Consider the following 17883-nt stretch of genomic DNA (forward strand, 5'->3'; position numbering starts at 1 on the left):
AAAAGCCACACGAGGGATTGCCGACCGAACGACGGCACCTCGCAACTCTTCTCGCCTGATGCTTCGGTCTATTGTGACTGCCATTTCCAGCTGACGATCTCCGGCATGTCCTCGCCATACTCCCTGACATAGGCATGGTGCTGGGCGATTTTGGCTTCCAGTACCGCGACCGTCGGGGCAGCCGTATCCTTCAGGCCTGGCACCCTTGCAATTGCCTCGAGAGCGAGATGGAAACGGTCGAGCTGGTTCAGCACAGTCATGTCGAACGGTGTCGTTGTTGTCCCTTCCTCGATGAAGCCACGGACATGGATGTTGCGGTGGTTCGTCCGTTTATAGGTGAGCCTGTGAATGAGATATGGGTAGCCGTGATACGCAAAGATCACCGGCCGATCCGTTGTGAACAATGCATCGAAATCCGCATCAGAAAATCCATGCGGGTGATGCTCCTTGGATTGCAGGCACATGAGATCGACGACATTGACCACGCGGACGCGCAAATCAGGGATCGCCTCACGTAGCAACATAACCGCCGCCATTGTCTCCATGGTTGGAACGTCTCCAGCGCAGGCCATAACGACGTCTGGCTGCATGTCCGTATGGGTGCCCGCCCAATCCCACGTCCCCATGCCTGCTTCGCAATGCGCGACAGCCTCGTTCATCGTCAGCCATTGTGGTTCGGGCTGTTTCCCGGCGACGACAACATTGATCCGGTCATAGGTTCCGAGAATATGGTGCCCGACCCAAAGGAGCGTGTTGGCATCCGGGGGCAGATAAATGCGGACGATATCCGCTTTCTTGTTGGCGACAAGGTCGACAAACCCGGGGTCCTGGTGGCTGAACCCATTGTGATCCTGGCGCCAGACGTGGGAGGTCAACAGGTAGTTGAGTGACGAGATCGGTTTTCGCCATTCCAGCTCGCGGGTCACCTTCAACCATTTGGCATGCTGGTTGAACATGGAATCGACAATGTGGATGAAAGCTTCATAGCAGGAGAAGAAGCCATGACGCCCGGTAAGCAGGTAACCTTCCAGCCAACCCTGGCATAGATGCTCGCTGAGAACCTCCATAACCCGGCCATCACGAGCCAGATGAACGTCGTAGGGTTCGATCTTTTCCATCCATACACGATCGGTGTTATCGAATACGGCACCCAGTCTGTTCGATTCCGTTTCATCCGGACCAAATATCCGGAAGTTCGCATCCTTGTCGTTGAGCGCTAGGACATCGCGAAGATAACGGCCGAGAATCTCGGTCGTCTGCACCATCAGGGCGCCCCGCTCACCCACATCAACGGCAACAGCATGATCGGCGATGGCGGGAAGCACGAGTTCCTTCCGCAGAATACCGCCGTTTGCGTGCGGGTTGGCACTCATACGCTTCTGCCCAGTGGGCGCGATGGCGCGCAGTTCCGGCTTCAGCCTTCCGCTTTCGTCGAACAGATCATCAGGGCGATAGCGCTTCAGCCAGTCGAGCAGAATTTCACGATGAGCGTCGTCGGACCGGCAGTTCGACACCGGAACCTGATGTGCCCGCCAGAAACCTTCAACCTTTTTACCGTCGACTTCAGCAGGCCCTGTCCATCCTTTTGGACTGCGCAGAATGATCATCGGCCAACGCGGGCTGCCGACCAAGGTTCCGGCAGCGGCCGCCTGTTTGATCTCGGCGATCATGTCGAAGCAACGGTCAAATGCGGCCGCCATCGCCTGATGCATAAGAGCGGGGTCAGACCCTTCGACGAAAATCGGCTCGTAACCGTAACCGAGGAAAAGCGACCGCACGTCCCCATCATCCATACGCCCAAGCACGGTCGGGTTGGCAATCTTGTATCCATTCAGATGGAGAATTGGCAGAACGGTGCCATCACGGACCGGGTTGATGAACTTGCTAGACAACCAGCTTGCCGCGAGTGGGCCGGTTTCGGCCTCGCCATCACCCACAACGCAGGCGACAACGAGATCGGGATTATCAAGTGCTGCACCGTAAGCGTGCACCAACGCATAACCAAGTTCACCACCTTCGTGAATGGAGCCCGGGGTTTCTGGTGCGACGTGGCTTGGAATTCCGCCCGGAAAGGAAAACTGCTTGAAGAGCTTGGCGAGACCCGCCTGATCCTCGCTTATATCAGGATAGACCTCCGAATAGGTGCCCTCGAGATAGGTATTGGCAACCATTCCTGGGCCACCGTGGCCGGGGCCGCAGACATAGATGACGTCGGAATTTCTCTCACGAATGATACGATTGAGATGGACATAGATGAAATTCAGACCGGGTGTTGTACCCCAATGGCCGAGAAGGCGCGGCTTGATGTGCTCCGGTTTGAGCGGTTCGCGCAGCAACGGGTTGTCCATCAGATAGATCTGGCCGACGGAAAGATAATTTGCAGCGCTCCAATAACGGTCGATGAGCGACAGTTCGTTATGATCCAGCATTCCGATACATCTCCAGTTTAAACACGGCAGCCAATGCCTTGGCGTGGACAAATCCGATCAAATCTCCTGACGCAGCAGCCCAAGCCTCCGCATGATTGCCTTCTCGAACTCTAGAACGGTCATCATGACGACGCCGACCAGCACCACCACAATGAGATTGCTGAAAGAAAGGGCCTCTGTGCCAAGGCCAGCTTGCAGAGCGGGCAGATACGTCATCGCCAGTTGCAGAATGACCAGCGCAAAAAATCCGACGATGGAATTCACGACAACAACGGCAATTATCACGATCGCGTCGACCACCTGGCTCAGGAAGGCCGCAGCAATGGCTGCGGCAATCAGGAAGCAGATCAGGGTGTTGTTGAGTTGCCTTAGAGAGCGGGTGATGGCGGATGTTGGCGGAGCCGACCGCAATTCGTTGCGACCAACGGCATTGCGCCGCTTGGCGACGTCCTCGTTTGCCAGCCCCTCATCGGTCGACTCAAGGCCTGATAGTGCGGCAGCCGGGGTTACAGAATGCCATTTGATGGAGGAAGCAGCGGATATCGTCTTCTCCTGCATGTTCATCCATCACTCCCTTACAGCACTATTTTCCGTCGACCCTAAATCGGGCTACGCCGATTTTGCTTCACCTTCCAAAGAGAGCTGGTCGTGATATCCCTCCACGCCACCGAGGCTTTCGACGACGACGCGGATCGCCCGTCGCTCGACGTCGCTTTTCACAGTCCCGGTTGCAGTGACGATTCCCGATGATACCGAAACTGCAACCTGCTGCCTGGGAATACCAAGATCGGCTGAAAGACGAGCCGCCGCCGCTATCGCGATCGCGTCATCACCAGGGGCAATCTTGTCCAACGGTGCATGCAGCATTGATTTGAGGACGTCGGAGCGGCTGACAATTCCAACCATACGGCGTTCGTTCATCACGGGCAGGCGTTTTACGCCCATCGTCGCCATGATTTCGGCAACCCTCGCCAGAGGGGTCTCTTCATTTACAGTGATCAGGCTGTCGGACATCAGGTCGCGAACACGCCAGCTATTTCCTTGAACATAGAGCTGAAAATCGACAGGTAAAGAAGGGTCGGTTCCGCGACCACCGCCCAATTCGGCTCGCCGCATCAGATCGCCTTCTGTTAGCATTCCGACAACCTCGCCCTCCCCGGTGACCACCGGCAAGCCGGATATTTTCTTGGTTGCCATGATATCGATCGCGTGACGGATACTGCCGTCGACCGAAATTGTCGCAATATCCGTCGACATGATGTCCTTGGCTTCCATGCAACCTCCTGGCGGCTTGAGCGATGTATAGGAATGAACATGCCGACCGATCTCAGCCGACATCATTTTCTACACCCGCTTCGTTGGACTAAAGTGACAGACCTGAACGGGAAAATCGTTGTCGATCGTCAATTCCCGTTGCTAAACTGCCGATAATATTCGTCAGCCAAACCGCGTAACGCTCGACCGATGGCGGCGTATTCATATTCATTGAGGTTGGCGAGAGAGGCACGACCTGATGGGTGCTGTGCACCAAAACCGCGGCCGGGCAAAAGCACGATACCCGTTTCGTCAGCGATGCGGAACAATAGCTCGTTGGCGGTGAAGGCGCTTTTAACCCAGGCGGCAAATTCCGCGCCGTAGAGTTTTTGCGAAATCTCCTCCAGATCAAGCAGGGTATAATAATCGACCTCGTTCGGGTCCTTCACGAGCTCGATGCCCAACTCACGATAAAGCGCAGCTTCGCGGCGGCGAATGATCTTCTTGAGCGACGCCTTGTACATGTCGTGCTCGTCCATCAAAGCGAACAGGGAAAACAGCACCATCTGCACCTGCTGCGGGGTCGACAAGCCGGCCGTGTGGTTAAGGGCAACGGTGCGGCTGTCGGCGACAAGCCGATCGATAAATTTGAGCGTGCTGACATCCGTCACAATCGAGCTGTAACGACGATCCAGTGCCTCCTTTGCCTTTTCCGGCAGGTCTGCAATCTTGCGATCCAGGACGTTATCCCGGTGGGTCGCGATCGTACCGAGACGCCAGCCTGTTGCTCCAAAGTACTTTGAGAAGGAATAGACAAGGATGGTGTTGTTGGGGCACCGGGCGAACAGCGACTGAAACTCGTCGGCAAAAGTGCCGTAAACATCATCAGTGAGGATTATGAGGTCGGGGCGGTCGTTGGCGACGATATCCGCGATCTTCTTCAAGCTCCGATCATCGAGTTTTACGGAAGGCGGATTGCTTGGATTGATGCAGAAGAACACCTTGATCGCAGGATCTTTCAATTTTTCCAGCTCGGAGTCCGGGTACTGCCAACCGGATGCCGGGTCCGCGTTGATCGCCACTTGCGTCAAACCATACTCATCGAGCTGGGGGATCTCGATGTAAGGCGTGAAGACAGGCAGACCTATCGCGACCTTGTCGCCGCGTGCCACCAGACCATTCTGTTTCATCGTGTTGAAGATATAGGTCATGGCGGCCGTGCCGCCTTCCACTGCAAAGACATCGACATCACCGGCAGGCATGAAGCCACCGATCATCTCCTTGACGAGATATTGCCGAACGATCTCCTCGCTGACCCTGAGCATTCGCGGCGGAACAGGATAGTTGCACCCGAGGATGCCTTCGACCATTTCATGCAGAAACTGGGAGGCGGAAAGACCCAACTGATCTCGGACATAGGAAAGGGCTCGGCGCAAAAAGGCGACGCCCTCCTGATCGCGATGATCACTGGTGAACCGCTCGAAGCGCGCCTCTATCCCTTCGATCTGGGGCAAACCGCCAATGCCCTCCTGCATGTAGGAAAAGGAAAGTTCCGACTCTGCGGCGGCAAACAGGCCAAGCCGAAAGAAGGCGCGACGGGGCAGCGTCGCCATAAAATTCGGGTTCCCACGCCCGGCATTCAGCATTGTTCCGTTTTTCCGACCGGACGCCAGCTTGATCAGTTCATCCTTCAGCTCAAACGGGCTCAACTTCGCGTACTGGCTATAATCAGTCATGATGTATCCTTCGAAAGCTATGGCTTTGGGTCAGACGAGGGCGACGACGAGCGGCCCCAACAGGGTGAGGAACACGTTTGCAAGAGCGTAAGTGATGGCAAAAGGCGTTGTTGGAACGGAGTTGCCGGCCTTATCAAGCACCTCACCGAAAGCAGGATTGGCGCTGCGCGAGCCGGAAAGCGCTCCGGCAAAGATTGCAACATTGTCGTAGTGCAACAGGTATCGGCCGACTGCCATGGTGATCAACATCGGAATGATGGTGACGGCGACACCGACGAGGAAGATTGAGAGACCACTGTCCATGATCGTATGGACGGCCTGTTGCCCAGACTGCAATCCGACCACCGCAACAAACCCGGCCAGACCGAGATCGCGCAAAAGCGTCGATGCCCCTGTTGGCATATTACCAAGCGTCATGTTGCGGCTGCGATACCACCCAAAAGCGAGGCCTGCGAGAAGCGCACCGCCACCACTGCCAAGCGTCAAGGGAATGGAACCGATGCGCAGAACCAGAAGGCCGACCAGCAAGCCCACGACAATGCCGAAACCGTGGAAAACGAAATCGGTCTTGTCGCTTGGCACAAGAACCGGGCCGACACGTTTGGCAATACGCTGGAGGTCTTCCTGCAAACCGTAAACAGTGACGACGTCGCCAGATTCAATGCGCGTGTCGGCGCCAAGTGTCACAGCGTTGCCGCCACGTTTCAGCGAAAGGACGAAGACGCCGTGCCGCAAGTCGCGCGTTGCCTCAACAATTTGCGAAACGGTCTGTCCGGCAAATTCAGAAGCGGTGACCACAACGTCGCGCGTCGCGACCACCATTTCCATACCGTCGGAAGTTTCCAGTTCGGGACCAATCGCCTCGTCAAGACCGATAACCCCGGAGCGGCGTCCGACGACGAGCAAGATGTCACCTCGCTCCAGGGCAAATTCCGGATTGAAACCAAGAATCTTGCCGTTGCGTTTGATTTTTTCGATGGCGACAGGACCTGCAGAAGCCTGCGCCTCAATATCCGCAACCGTACGCCCGGCAGCCGCCTGCACCTCGAACAATCGACCGACGAGTTCGGGCAAAGCGGCGCTCTCTCCGGGGCCGTAGACCTGCGCACCAGCCAGCATTTCGGCCTGCGCTTTCACGGCATCGTCGCGGATTCCGCGGCGCATAAACCAGGGAAGAATATTGACGCATACCAGGATCGCGCCAAACGAGCCGAAAATGTAGGTCACGGCATAACCGACGGCGACGTTGGCTTGCAGGGCTTGTGTCTGGTCCGCCGGCAAACCCAGCTTTCCTATCGCCGAACTTGCCGTGCCGATGATGGCCGACTGGGTGAGGCTGCCGGACGCAATGCCCGCAGCCAAGCCTTTGTCGAGAGAAAACATCTTGGCCAGCACCACGACCGTGACAAGCCCGCTGACAGCCATGACCGCCGCCATGATGATCTCGCGAATGGATTTCCGTCCGAGCGAACGGAAGAACTGCGGGCCGCTTTCAAAACCAACGGCATAGATGAAGAGTGCAAACAGCACAGCCTTGATGCCATTGTCGATCGTGATGCCGATCTGACTGATTGCAACTGCAACGAGGAGGGAACCGGCGACACCGCCAAGGGAGAATTTTCCGAACTGGAATTTCCCGATCCAGTAACCGCCGGCCAAAGCCAAAAATAAAGCGATTTCAGGGGATTGCTGAAAGATACCTTGCAAATAACTCATGAAATTCCTGCGCTCAAATGAGAGTGGAACCTACTGCGTATGCTGCATTGCCTTCAAAAAACTCCCGTCATACTAGTCCAGAATTCTGCTTAATCAACTCTTGATGGACGTTTCATTTAAGTATGTGAATGAACACTTACCTTCGCCAGCCAACTTGATGAAACACGTCCGCGCTGACGGAAAACCCTCATTCAGTCGCGCAAATACCCTGGAGCACCGCGCAAAATCCCTGCGGTGATGCCTATAGAGACACCCATCCGGAGCGGATCAACTGCGGACGTGCCCCCGGTAAGAACTGGGAAAGCTCCGACGATTCTTTAACGCGTAGAGTATTTACAAGTCGATGTGAGACTTACTGCTCGTCGCTCCACGTCATCGTGTAGCGTGTCCCCTTGCCGAGTTCAGGGTGCGTATGTGTCTGCTCGACCCGCGCATTGATATTTTGCGCCATGGCCATGATCAGCTTTGTTCCAAGACCCGTGCCACGTGGCGACGCGCCGGGTTTTGAACCGATTCCGTCGTCCTCGACGACAAGAACGAACTGCCGGTTATCCTCGGAAAGCTGGACGCGAACCGTTCCCGCCTGGTCGGGATAGGCGTATTTCAGCGCATTCGTCAGCAACTCGGTGATGATGACGCCGAGTGCGACGGCATGGTCCGCCTTGAGACTGACGTCACAGAGCGACGTTTCGACCGTAACCGCGGAAGAGCCCGGTACGGCCTGGAAAAGATCGCTGATGATCGACGTCAAATAAGCATTCAGGGAAACGAGGCCGATATTTGCGGTGCTGTAAAGGCTGCGGTGCACACCGGCGATCGCCGCTATTCTGCTCTGCGTTTCCAACAACGCAGTCTCAGCTTCCTGAGACTTGAGCGTGTTGATCTGGAGGCGGATCATAGCCGACACCAGCGAGAGACTGTTTGCGACGCGATGGTTCATCTCCTTGACCATCATTTCCGCATGCTCTTTTGCCTTCACGAGCAGGCGATCCGCTTCATCTTTCGTCTGTCGCAGACGATGGTTTTCCAGCGCCTGATTGATTGCAGTGACCAGAAGCGGGAAAAAATCGTCGCCGACATTTTTGATAACATAGTCGGCGGCACCGGCCTTGAGGGCATCGATGGCAATCTGCGCCTCATTCGATCCCGTGACATATAGAACGGGTGCGCGCGCCGAGTGCGAGCGGATTGCGGCGAGAAACTCCATACCGGTCGTCGTCTGGAAATAGTGATCGAGAACAACGACATCGAACGGCTCGCGTTCAAAGAATTCGAGCCCCGAAGCCACGGAAGCGGCATGTATGACGTCCATCCCATGACGTCCCAGAACACGGCTCGAAAGCCGCACAAGAGCTGGGTCGTCATCTACATACAAAACGCGCAAAATTGTCATGCCTTCACGGTATCTGAATCACGGAGAAAAACAGCCCAAGATTCTTAATTGCACTGGCAAAGCCCTCATAATCAACGGGCTTCGTGATATATACATTCGCACCGAGGTCGTAACACTTCTGAATCTCGGTTTCGTCGTCCGTTGTGGTCAGCACGACGACCGGCAGTCGGCGCGTGTGTTCGTTGCTCTTGATCTGCTCCAGAATGCGAATGCCGGACATATCAGGGAGATTGAGGTCGAGCAGCACGAGCAGATAGCGGTCTTTGCTGACAAGGCCATCCCGATTTTCGCCCAGGATGTAATCGAGTGCCTTTGCGCCGAGCGTAAACGGCACGATCTCGTTATTGACGCCTGCACGACGCACGTTCTTTTCGATCAGACGCGCATGTCCTTCGTCGTCTTCGATCATCACAATCGTGACTTCTTGACCGGTAGCCTTCATTGTTCGCCTTCTTTCGTGACTCTTCTGAGGTCGCTCGGCAGCAGCAGGGTAAATGTACTCCCCTTGCCGAGCTCAGAAGCCACCCTAATGTCACCTCCTAAATTTCTGATTAGCGAGCGAACATGTGCAAGCCCGATCCCTTCACCAGGCTGATCCTGGCTGCCGGCACGCCGGAAAAGCTCAAAGACCCGTTCCAGATCCTGCTCGCCAATGCCACGACCGTTGTCGCTCACCTCAATGCAAATCGCACCACGACCTGCGGGATAGGCGCGCGTGACCAGTCTTAGAGGGCGTTCCGGCGCCTGATATTTGACGGCATTGTCCAAAAGGTTGCCGAGTATCTGATCGAGCGAAATCCGATCTGTGAAGACCGTGAGCTTTGGCGTCTCAACACTGATCTCACCGTCATTGGCCGTGATCTGGTGACGTACCGTCTCCGACAAGGAGGTGAGCAACGTCTCTATGTCGACCTTTTCCGGTTGCAGTTTTCTCTGTCCATCGCGGGAGATCTTCAAGATAGCGTTGATCAACTGATCCATCTTGCGCGTTGAAGACCGGATGAAGCCAATGGCTTCGGGCAGTTCCTCTTCAATCGCGAGCCTGGCTTCACGGACGACCTCGGCAGTCGGCGGTTTACCGTCGGCAAGAACATATGCGCTCACCGGTTTCAGCGACGTGTCGAACTCAGAGAGGAAGCCCATGATGTTGACGAGCGGAGCACGCAAATCGTGGGTAACAATATAGGCGAAACGCTGGATTTCCTGGTTTGCACGCCGAAGATCGCGTGTCCTCTCCTCGACACGCTCCTCCAGATGACGATTGAGTTCATCAACGTCCTCGCGCGACCTGTTCAGCGCGCGGATGTAAGTCAGCACAAGAAAGATCGAGCCGCCAACAACAGCCAGGATCGCAAGAGCTCCACCCACTGTAACCCAACGAAGCGTATTGGCTGCGCTGAGTTGATCGCCGACGATGACACGCAGTCGGTCATCCGTATTTGTTTGTAGCTCCGACAGTATCGTTCTGATCTCGTTCATGAAACGCTTGCCGTCATTGTTACGGACGACATCAACGGCTTCCGTCATACGGCCGGTTTTTTGCAGATCGATGGTTTCGCGTGTTTCCGCAAGCTTGTTCTTGATGGCAGCGTCGAGGTTCGAAAGATCCTGTTGGTACTCTGTGCGGTCTTTCAAAAGATCCAGCAAGCGCGACTGGCGCTGCGGCAAACGGCTCAACGCTTCTTCATAAGGTCCGAGATAATCGACGTTGTTTGTCAGCAAATATCCTCTCTGCCCGGTTTCGATGTCCTGCATCGCGGTCAGAGTGTCGAGAATTGCCGCACGCACGCGCCTTAGCTCGGCAGTGTCCTGGGAATACTGGTTATTGACCTGAACCAGCCATAAGGACATGGCCACCATGCCAGTCAAGATTGCGACACCCACAGCCAGCATCAGCAGGCTTCGCTGAGCAAACGGCGAAAAACTAATCACAGTAACAATATTCCCGGTAGGCAGCTAATGAGTGCGCAAACTAGAGTATGGCGTGCGCCGAAGCGAATGATTTCTTTCTGCTTTAGGTTGGAACCAGTTGGTCCAACGTGCGTTCAGCACAGTTGGTAAAGAGGATGCATTGCCAGCTTCAAAATGATTTTATTGATACGCGACGTGGTGACTTATGACGTATGACTTTCAAGGAAAACAAATCCTTGTTCTGGAGGACGATGCCCTTCTGGCGATGGACATGGAGGATTTTCTCTCGGATCTGGGTGTGACCGTCGTCGGTCCTGTGTCGCACATCGCGGCTGCAATCGAGCAAATCAACAAAATGGATCTGGACGGCGCCGTCATTGACCTCAATCTGCGAGGTGAAATGTCGTTTCCGGTGATCGACGAATTGAAAGCCGCAAACATTCCCTTTGTTGTCTGCAGCGGTTACGCAGAAATTCCCGGCGTACGCTCCCAGCTGGGTGGCCTGACAATTGTATCCAAGCCATGCGACTTCACAAATCTTTCCGGTGTTCTGGCACGCGAGTTTGCTTTGGCAAGCTAAACCCGAAAACCTCTATGCGCATCTGAACAATGGGCGCTTTAAGCGCCCATCAGTTCAACGGAAAAACGACACGGTACTTTAGACCGGTGTTTTCATAGCGGATTTCGCTTTCCGCATGGAGCTCGTATTCGGCGCCCTGTGTTATCAACGTGGTCCCGAAACCAGCATCTTGCGGCGCACTGACGGGCGGTCCGCCGCTCTCGCACCACCGAAGCGCAACGCGTGCGTCGTCGGCCTTGCCGACTTTTTCCCAGGTCACATCGACCTTTCCTTGGGCGCCGGAGAGCGAGCCGTATTTCTGAGCGTTTGTTACGAGTTCATGCAGGATCATGCCGAGTGACAAAGCCGATTTTGGGGGAACATAGACCCCATCGGGACCATCCAGATGAACCCTGCTGGCAAAGGTATTATGAGGTTCAATCGCCCGCCGCACCACGTCGCCGAGATCCGTCTCCCCCCAATTGCTTTGAAACAGCAGCGCATGGCTTCCCGCAAGTGCACTGACCCTAGAGACTAGCCTTGCTTGGTAGTCCTCAATTGAGGTGCTGCCCTTTGCAGTCCTACGGATAATGGAAATCACCATCGCCATGGTATTTTTGACGCGGTGGCTAAGCTCGCGAACGAGCAGCTCCTTGTGCAACTCGGCCCGTTTCCTCTCCTGCCGCTCGCGGGCTTCCGCCAGGGCACGTTCGACGGCAGATGACAGTCGGACCAGTCTCTGTTTGAGAACGTAATCCGTGGCACCTCTGCGGAACGCCTCGATCGCAGCATCTTCCCCCAAAACGCCCGATACAAAAATAAACGGCACGTCAGGCATCATTTGCGACGCAATATCGAGTGCTGCCATCCCATCGAAATCCGGCAGGGAAAAATCGGCCAGGATAATATCGAAGCGCCTTGTTTCCAGCGCCTCGATGAAAGACACTTTTCCCACGGCGCGGGTAATCACAGGCCGCGGAGAAATGCGTGAAAGCTGCTCTTCAATCAGTTCTGCATCGACGGAACTGTCTTCAAGCATAAGAAGCTCACAAGCGCCGTTCGGCAACATCCGTTCATCCATCATTACGGCGAGCACCCGGCGGCGGTTCGTTCAAGAGAGCCCAGAAGACACCAAGATCCTGAATAGCCTTGAAGAATTGATTGAACTCAACCGGTTTGACGACAAACGCATTGACGCCCAACTCGTAGCTTTTCACGAGATCCTGCTCTTCGCGAGAAGAAGTCAACATCACGACAGGAATGTGCCGTAGCTGATCGCTGCCCTTGACCGACTGCAGAACTTCAAGACCGTCCACTTTCGGTAATTTTAGATCGAGAAGCACGACAGCAGGGTCACCTGCAGGCCGATTGTGATGGGCACCTGTGAGATTGAGATAATCAAGCGCTTCTGCCCCGTCACGGGCGACCACAACCTCGTTTGCCAATTGGCACTTTTCAAGCGCGGTCAGCGTCAGTTCGAGATCGCGCGGATTATCCTCGACAAGCAAAATAGGTCTGAGTTCAGGCAATGTCTTCCTCTTCAATTTTCGTGATCGGCAATGTGAAGGAGAACGTCGCTCCTTCCCCGAGAGTTCCCTCCGCGTCGACCGAGCCGCGATGACGTTCCACGATCCGCCGCACCAGCGCAAGCCCGATGCCGGTGCCCTCAAAATCCTCAACGCGCTGGAGCCTCTGAAAGACACCGAAGAGCTTTCCGGAATAGGCCATATCGAAGCCGACGCCATTGTCTGTTACCGAATAGGTCACAGTGCTTTCGGTTTCAACCGCCGAAACGCGGACAACCGAAACTGGCTCGCGACGTGAATATTTGATGGCGTTGTCGATGAGATTGTACCAGACCTGCCGTAGAAGTGTCGGATCGCCAAGCGTGACCGGCAATTCACCGATCTGCCACTCGATATCACGGTCGGCCACGCTTGGCGCAATCGTGCGGCGCACCTCGCTTACCAGCTTCTGCATGTCGACCGGCTTCATACTGATCTGAGTGCGTCCAAGCTGCGAAAAGTTCAGCAGGTCATCCACCAGTCGCCCCGCACTGAGGGCTGCCTCGGAAATCATCTGCAAATAATGCAGAGACTTCTCGTCCAAGGCGTTGCTGCGCTCACGTAACAACTGCGCAAAACCAACGATGTGCCGGAAAGGCGCCCGTAAATCGTGTGAAACAGAATAGGAAAAAGCTTCGAGCTCTTTGTTGGTTCGCTGCAATTCTCTCGTCAGATCAGCCATTTCTTCGGCTTTACGCAAAACGATACCAATGATCGCGCTGCGGAGGTCCCGCGCGGCTGCGATTTCGGCTTCAGACCACGGGAGGGCGGTATTGCGAACCTGTTCCTTCCAGATTTCAAAGGATTTCCGGGGATGGATGCGGCCACTCTCCTGCACGGTCTTATGGGGATTACCCCCCCATTGAACAGTTTTGATGACTTCCGGACGAAACCAGATCAGCCAACTATCGTGTAGTTCTGAGAGACGGGTGGCAATTGCTCCACTCGCAACAGAAGAATAGGCTTCAGCATTCGCATAAACTCCGACGAGGCTTTCCGTTGCGAACACATCGGTAATGTCCTGCTCCCCAAGCCATTCGGCAAGCGCCTCGACATCCTGTCTCAAAGGGGTTTGGCCGACAAGATGACACTCATCACCAACGATCAATGCCGCTCCCTCGGCTCCCACCTGTTTCAACAGGTCATCATTGTTGCCGTCATCTGGAAGGAGCCCATCCGCCCATCTCTGTGCTGCCGCCATCCGACTTAAAAGACGGCCTTGGACAATACTGAGCTCTACCCGCCGCGAGGCCTCCTTGGCACTGCGCTCCATTGCGATCCGCATTGACAGAAGCTGAGCTACGAAATCGCATGCTTCACGAACCGCCAGAGAGACATAGTGAGATGCTGCATTGTGGCAGGCGATCAGTCCCCACAATCGACCGTTGATGATAATGGAAACGGACATCGATGCTGCCGTGCCCATATTGCGCATATATTCCAGATGGATGGGCGATACGCTGCGCAATTGCGCAAAGCTCATATCGAGGACAGTTCCTGTTTCAGAATTGATGGCCGGGCTGATCGGGACAGGCGCGTAGTCGACATCCGGGATCATGCGAAGGCGATTGATCGTGTAAAGCTGCCTGGCTTGTGGCGGGATATCGCCGGCCGGAAAACGCAGCCCGAAATAAGACGGTAGAGCGCCATTTCCCGCTTCGGCCACAACGTGACCGCTCCAGTCCCCTCCAAACTCATAAATCAGAGTGCGATCATATCCGCTTATTGCAGACACCAACTCGGCTGCACGTGACAATGCATCGTTCAACGCCGGTACGCCATTCAGATATTGAGCGAACCTTGTCAGCTCAGCCATCAAGGTTTCAGCCGGTTCGCTCTGCCTCGTTTTTTCAAACTCAACAACGATGAAACCGGCAGATCGATGGGCTGCAACATCAAGGTTTTTGTCGGCCCAGACATATCGAAAATTGCTCTCGTCACTCGAATACCAATCGGATAAGGCATCGATGAAGGGAAAAACCGTAGCTTTGGCTGTGCTGCCGACGGTTGCTCGATCATCCACATAATCCGTCAGGTTATCGCTTGCCTGCACAATGCTGAGACTGCGTGCAGAAAGCACCAGGAGTGCACCATGCTGTTGGATCGCACCGGGTATGTGGATGGGCTCGGCGCCGCAACTGTCCAGTTTCGGCGTAGCTGAACTCATAACTCTCTCCAGCCACTTGTGTGCGAAAGATCGACCGATCTGCTCAAAATGATGTCACCAGCCTAGTCATTCTTGCAAAGATGTAAACGCGTGCTGCGCATAAAATACGCAAACGGCCCTTCGATCCACCGATTGCAAAATGAGATACCGGGGCGCATGCGGTGGCACCCCGGACTCCAGGATCAATCTGCAACTCACTTGTTGATCGCAGTTACGGCGAGATTGGTCATCTTGCTGTTGGCAGCCTTTTCCTGATCGAGAATTTCGCTCAAGAAGACGTGCGCCTCTTCGTTACCAAGGACTTTTGCCCACTCCCGAAGTGAGCCATAGCGCGCGATCTCGTAATGCTCGACCGCCTGACAGGCAGCCAGGAGACCTGCGTCAAGCGCAACGCCTTTTCCTTCATCGATCAGACCTTCGGTTTCTTTTATCAAGCCATCGGTGGCATCGCATTTGACGGCTTCGGGTTTCACGCCAATTGTCTTGAAGACCTTGTCGAGTGTCTTGATCTGGCCTTTGGTCTCGTCAAGATGGTGGTCAATCGCTTTCCTGAATTCCGCGTTCTTAACTGCTTTCGAAACCTTGGGTAGCGCTTTAACGATAGCGTTTTCGGCGTAATAAACGTCCTTGAGGGTGTGTTCGAATAATTCTGCGAGTGTTTCCATAACCGTGTTCCCTTGTTGTTGGCGTTGATAAACGAACACGTCTGCGTGTTCGTTCCGACGCCACCGCGAAACCGGACAGACACATGGCCGCCGTATTGCGCAAACTATCTCAAGGGTACACGACGCCGGCACGAAACCAATTGCGCCTGCGACCGTTAATAGGCGCCATCATCAACAGGGGTAGCCGATGTCGCCACGCACTCTTCTGCAATTCTTCCATTGGTACACGCCGGCAGACGGAAAACTTTGGAAGGAGGTTGCAGAGCGAGCGGATGATCTGGCGAACCTTGGAATAACCGATGTCTGGTTGCCGCCCGCCTACAAGGGTGCCAGCGGCGTCTCCTCTGTCGGTTATGATACCTACGATCTCTTCGATCTCGGTGAATTCGATCAAAAGGGCGCCGTCGCAACAAAATACGGCGATCGGTCATCCTTTGAAAAAGCCTGCCGTTCGCTTCAGACGAGCGGCCTTCGCGTCCTCCACGATGTCGTTTTCAATCACAAGATGGGCGCTGACGAAAAGGAAAGCGTCAAGGTTCGACGCGTCAATGCCGAAGACCGGACTGAGATCGACGATGAAGAATTCAAGGCGCTTGCCTATACGCGTTTCACGTTTCCCGGACGGAAGGGGCAACACTCGAAATTCATCTGGGACAAGCAATGTTTCAGTGGTGTGGATGTCATCGAACAGCCTGACAAGAGCGGCGTTTTCAAGCTTGTCAATGAGTATGGCGACGGGCAATGGAACGAGGAAGTGGACGAAGAACTCGGCAACTTCGACTATCTGATGGGTGCCGATGTCGAGTTTCGTAACAACGCCGTTTACGAGGAACTCAAATATTGGGGCCGGTGGCTGAGTGAACAGGTTCCCGTGGGCGGATTTCGTCTCGATGCCGCAAAGCACATCCCCGCCTGGTTCTTTCGCGACTGGGTCGGACACATGCGGGAGAACGTCGACCCTGAACTCTTCGTCGTCGCCGAATACTGGCACCCCGATATGGCAGCACTCGGTTCCTATCTGGAACTGGTCGACAAGCAGTTGATGCTCTTCGACGTGGCCCTTCACTTCAATTTCCACGACGCCTCAAAGCAGGGGGCAGACTTTGACATGCGCACGATCTTTGATGGTTCACTCGTTGACTCAATGCCCGGCCATGCCGTCACACTGGTGGACAATCATGATACTCAACCGTTGCAATCACTGGAGGCGTCTGTCGAGCCCTGGTTCAAACCTCTCGCCTACGCACTGATTTTGCTGCGCGAGCAGGGTGTGCCGTGTGTCTTTTACCCCGACCTTTACGGCGCATCCTATCGGGATTTCGGAGATGACGGCAACGAGCACGACATCGAGATGCCAGTGATCGATAGTTTGCCGAAACTGATCGAGGCACGCAGCCGCTTTGCACATGGCGCCCAGACCGATTTACTCGATGATCCAACCTGTATTGGCTTCATCCGCCACGGCACGGCCGAGCAGCCGGGCTGCGTCGTTGTTCTTTCCAATGGTGAGGCAGGTGAAAAATCGGCCGACCTCGGAGCAGACTTTGCCGGAAAGACTTTCCGTGATTTCCTGGGACATTGCGATGACGAGATAACAGTGGGTGACGACGGCAAAGCAGCTTTCCCGGTCAAGGGGGGTAGCGTGAGCGTCTGGGTTCGCACCGACACCTGATCGGACTGGCCGCACGGGCGGTTCATGCCTCGAAGAGGCAATCTCTGACGTACTCAGTACCCACCGCTCAGAAAGATGCTTTCACCGGTCATGAAACTGCAGGCTTGCGACGAGAGAAAGATGGCGGCTCCGACCATCTCGTCCGGCTGGCCTGCACGCCCCATCCAATTGAGCGTTCGCACATAGTCTGCCCAAGCTTCCGGATCGGCATCACGCCGACCGGCATTGCGGTCAGTATCGACCAAGCCGGGCGCAAGCGTGTTGAGGAGAACATTGTCCTTGGCGTAGTCACGGGCCTGGCTCTGGATGATGTTATGCTGGGCGGCCTTGGTCGCGGCATAGGCGGTGACAATGCCCTTAGGCCGAAGCTGGTTGATGGAGCCGATCGACACCACCCTGCCCCACTTTCGCGCCGCCATGCGTGGCAGGGCAGATTGCAACATGTCCACAGTGGAACCCAGATTGACGGCAAGCTGACATGAGAGATCTTCCAGTGTGAGATCCTCAAGCACTGCATTGATCTGGGCGCTCGCGTTGATGACGAGAATATCGACAGGCGCGATCGCCTCTGCACTTTCAATCAGATTGCGGCCGGCTCCCGGCTCCGACAGGTCACTCACCAGTTCGTCCGCAGTACCGCCATTGTCGATGATACGCTGCCGGACCGTCGCCGCACCGCCGGTTTTCATGCCATGCAGGATGACATGGGCGCCTGCCCCAGCCAGTCCCTCGGCGATTGCAGCACCAATACCGCGGCTGGAACCGGTAACCAGCGCCGTACGGCCCTTGAGGCCGAAAACAGTTTCGAGGCGCATC

15 protein-coding genes are annotated in these 17883 nt (G+C 55.3%); 2 read left to right on the forward strand and 13 right to left on the reverse strand.

The features are described 5' to 3' along the window. Positions 1-68: 68 nt before the first annotated feature. The 8 genes from HWX89_RS07040 to HWX89_RS07075 form a co-directional block, all read right to left on the reverse strand. The gene (locus tag HWX89_RS07040) at positions 69-2429 is read right to left on the reverse strand and encodes a phosphoketolase family protein (RefSeq protein ID WP_138792193.1); all 2361 of its coding nucleotides are present in this window, start codon (positions 2427-2429) and stop codon (positions 69-71) included. Positions 2430-2486: 57 nt separating this feature from the next. Continuing rightward, positions 2487-2993 carry a cation-transporting P-type ATPase gene (locus tag HWX89_RS07045; protein WP_138792192.1) on the reverse strand — a complete coding sequence of 169 codons (507 nt, stop codon included), beginning with the start codon at positions 2991-2993 and terminating at the stop codon, positions 2487-2489. A 45-nt stretch (positions 2994-3038) separates the two neighbouring features. Further along, positions 3039-3704 (reverse strand): CBS domain-containing protein, encoded by a 666-nt coding sequence (locus HWX89_RS07050; RefSeq protein ID WP_138792191.1) that lies wholly within the window; start codon positions 3702-3704, stop codon positions 3039-3041. Between the two features lie 128 nt (positions 3705-3832). After that, positions 3833-5419, reverse strand: coding sequence for a bifunctional aspartate transaminase/aspartate 4-decarboxylase (locus HWX89_RS07055; RefSeq protein WP_138792190.1), 1587 nt, complete (start codon positions 5417-5419; stop codon positions 3833-3835). A gap of 30 nt (positions 5420-5449) precedes the next feature. Then, on the reverse strand, positions 5450-7135 hold the full coding sequence (gene aspT, locus HWX89_RS07060; RefSeq protein ID WP_138792189.1) for an aspartate-alanine antiporter: 1686 nt from the start codon (positions 7133-7135) through the stop codon (positions 5450-5452). Between the two features lie 352 nt (positions 7136-7487). After that, positions 7488-8528, reverse strand: coding sequence for a sensor histidine kinase (locus tag HWX89_RS07065; RefSeq protein WP_138792188.1), 1041 nt, complete (start codon positions 8526-8528; stop codon positions 7488-7490). A gap of 4 nt (positions 8529-8532) precedes the next feature. Next, complete coding sequence (locus HWX89_RS07070) at positions 8533-8970, reverse strand: response regulator (RefSeq protein ID WP_138792187.1); 438 nt, start codon at positions 8968-8970, stop codon at positions 8533-8535. Next, the gene (locus HWX89_RS07075; protein WP_138792276.1) at positions 8967-10421 is read right to left on the reverse strand and encodes a sensor histidine kinase; all 1455 of its coding nucleotides are present in this window, start codon (positions 10419-10421) and stop codon (positions 8967-8969) included. The genes HWX89_RS07070 and HWX89_RS07075 overlap by 4 nt, the downstream gene beginning before the upstream one ends. Before the next feature lie 223 nt (positions 10422-10644). On the opposite strand from HWX89_RS07075, the gene HWX89_RS07080 reads away from it, so the two are divergent. Further along, positions 10645-11019 carry a response regulator gene (locus HWX89_RS07080; protein WP_138792186.1) on the forward strand — a complete coding sequence of 125 codons (375 nt, stop codon included), beginning with the start codon at positions 10645-10647 and terminating at the stop codon, positions 11017-11019. A gap of 49 nt (positions 11020-11068) precedes the next feature. Here the strand turns inward: HWX89_RS07080 and HWX89_RS07085 are convergent, their stop codons facing one another. The 4 genes from HWX89_RS07085 to HWX89_RS07100 all read right to left on the reverse strand — a co-directional run bounded on the left by HWX89_RS07085 (position 11069) and on the right by HWX89_RS07100 (position 15395). Further along, positions 11069-12037: a sensor histidine kinase gene (locus HWX89_RS07085; protein ID WP_246705100.1), complete on the reverse strand. Its 969-nt coding sequence runs from the start codon at positions 12035-12037 to the stop codon at positions 11069-11071. A gap of 34 nt (positions 12038-12071) precedes the next feature. Further along, entirely contained in the window at positions 12072-12527 is a 456-nt protein-coding gene (locus HWX89_RS07090) for a response regulator (RefSeq protein WP_138792185.1), read from the reverse strand. Beyond that, complete coding sequence (locus HWX89_RS07095) at positions 12520-14730, reverse strand: ATP-binding protein (protein WP_138792184.1); 2211 nt, start codon at positions 14728-14730, stop codon at positions 12520-12522. Before HWX89_RS07095 ends, HWX89_RS07090 begins: the two co-directional genes overlap by 8 nt. A gap of 194 nt (positions 14731-14924) precedes the next feature. Continuing rightward, complete coding sequence (locus HWX89_RS07100; protein WP_138792183.1) at positions 14925-15395, reverse strand: YciE/YciF ferroxidase family protein; 471 nt, start codon at positions 15393-15395, stop codon at positions 14925-14927. Positions 15396-15582: 187 nt separating this feature from the next. Between HWX89_RS07100 and amyA the strand changes: the two genes are divergently transcribed. Continuing rightward, entirely contained in the window at positions 15583-17067 is a 1485-nt protein-coding gene (amyA, locus tag HWX89_RS07105) for an alpha-amylase (protein ID WP_138792182.1), read from the forward strand. A 53-nt stretch (positions 17068-17120) separates the two neighbouring features. Here amyA and HWX89_RS07110 read toward each other — a convergent pair whose 3' ends face one another. Beyond that, positions 17121-17882, reverse strand: a complete 762-nt coding sequence (locus HWX89_RS07110; protein WP_138792181.1) for an SDR family NAD(P)-dependent oxidoreductase — start codon at positions 17880-17882, stop codon at positions 17121-17123. Between the last annotated feature and the right edge of the window lies 1 nt (position 17883).

The sequence above is a fragment of the Rhizobium sp. RM genome, from assembly GCF_013390595.1.
Lineage (GTDB): Bacteria > Pseudomonadota > Alphaproteobacteria > Rhizobiales > Rhizobiaceae > Agrobacterium.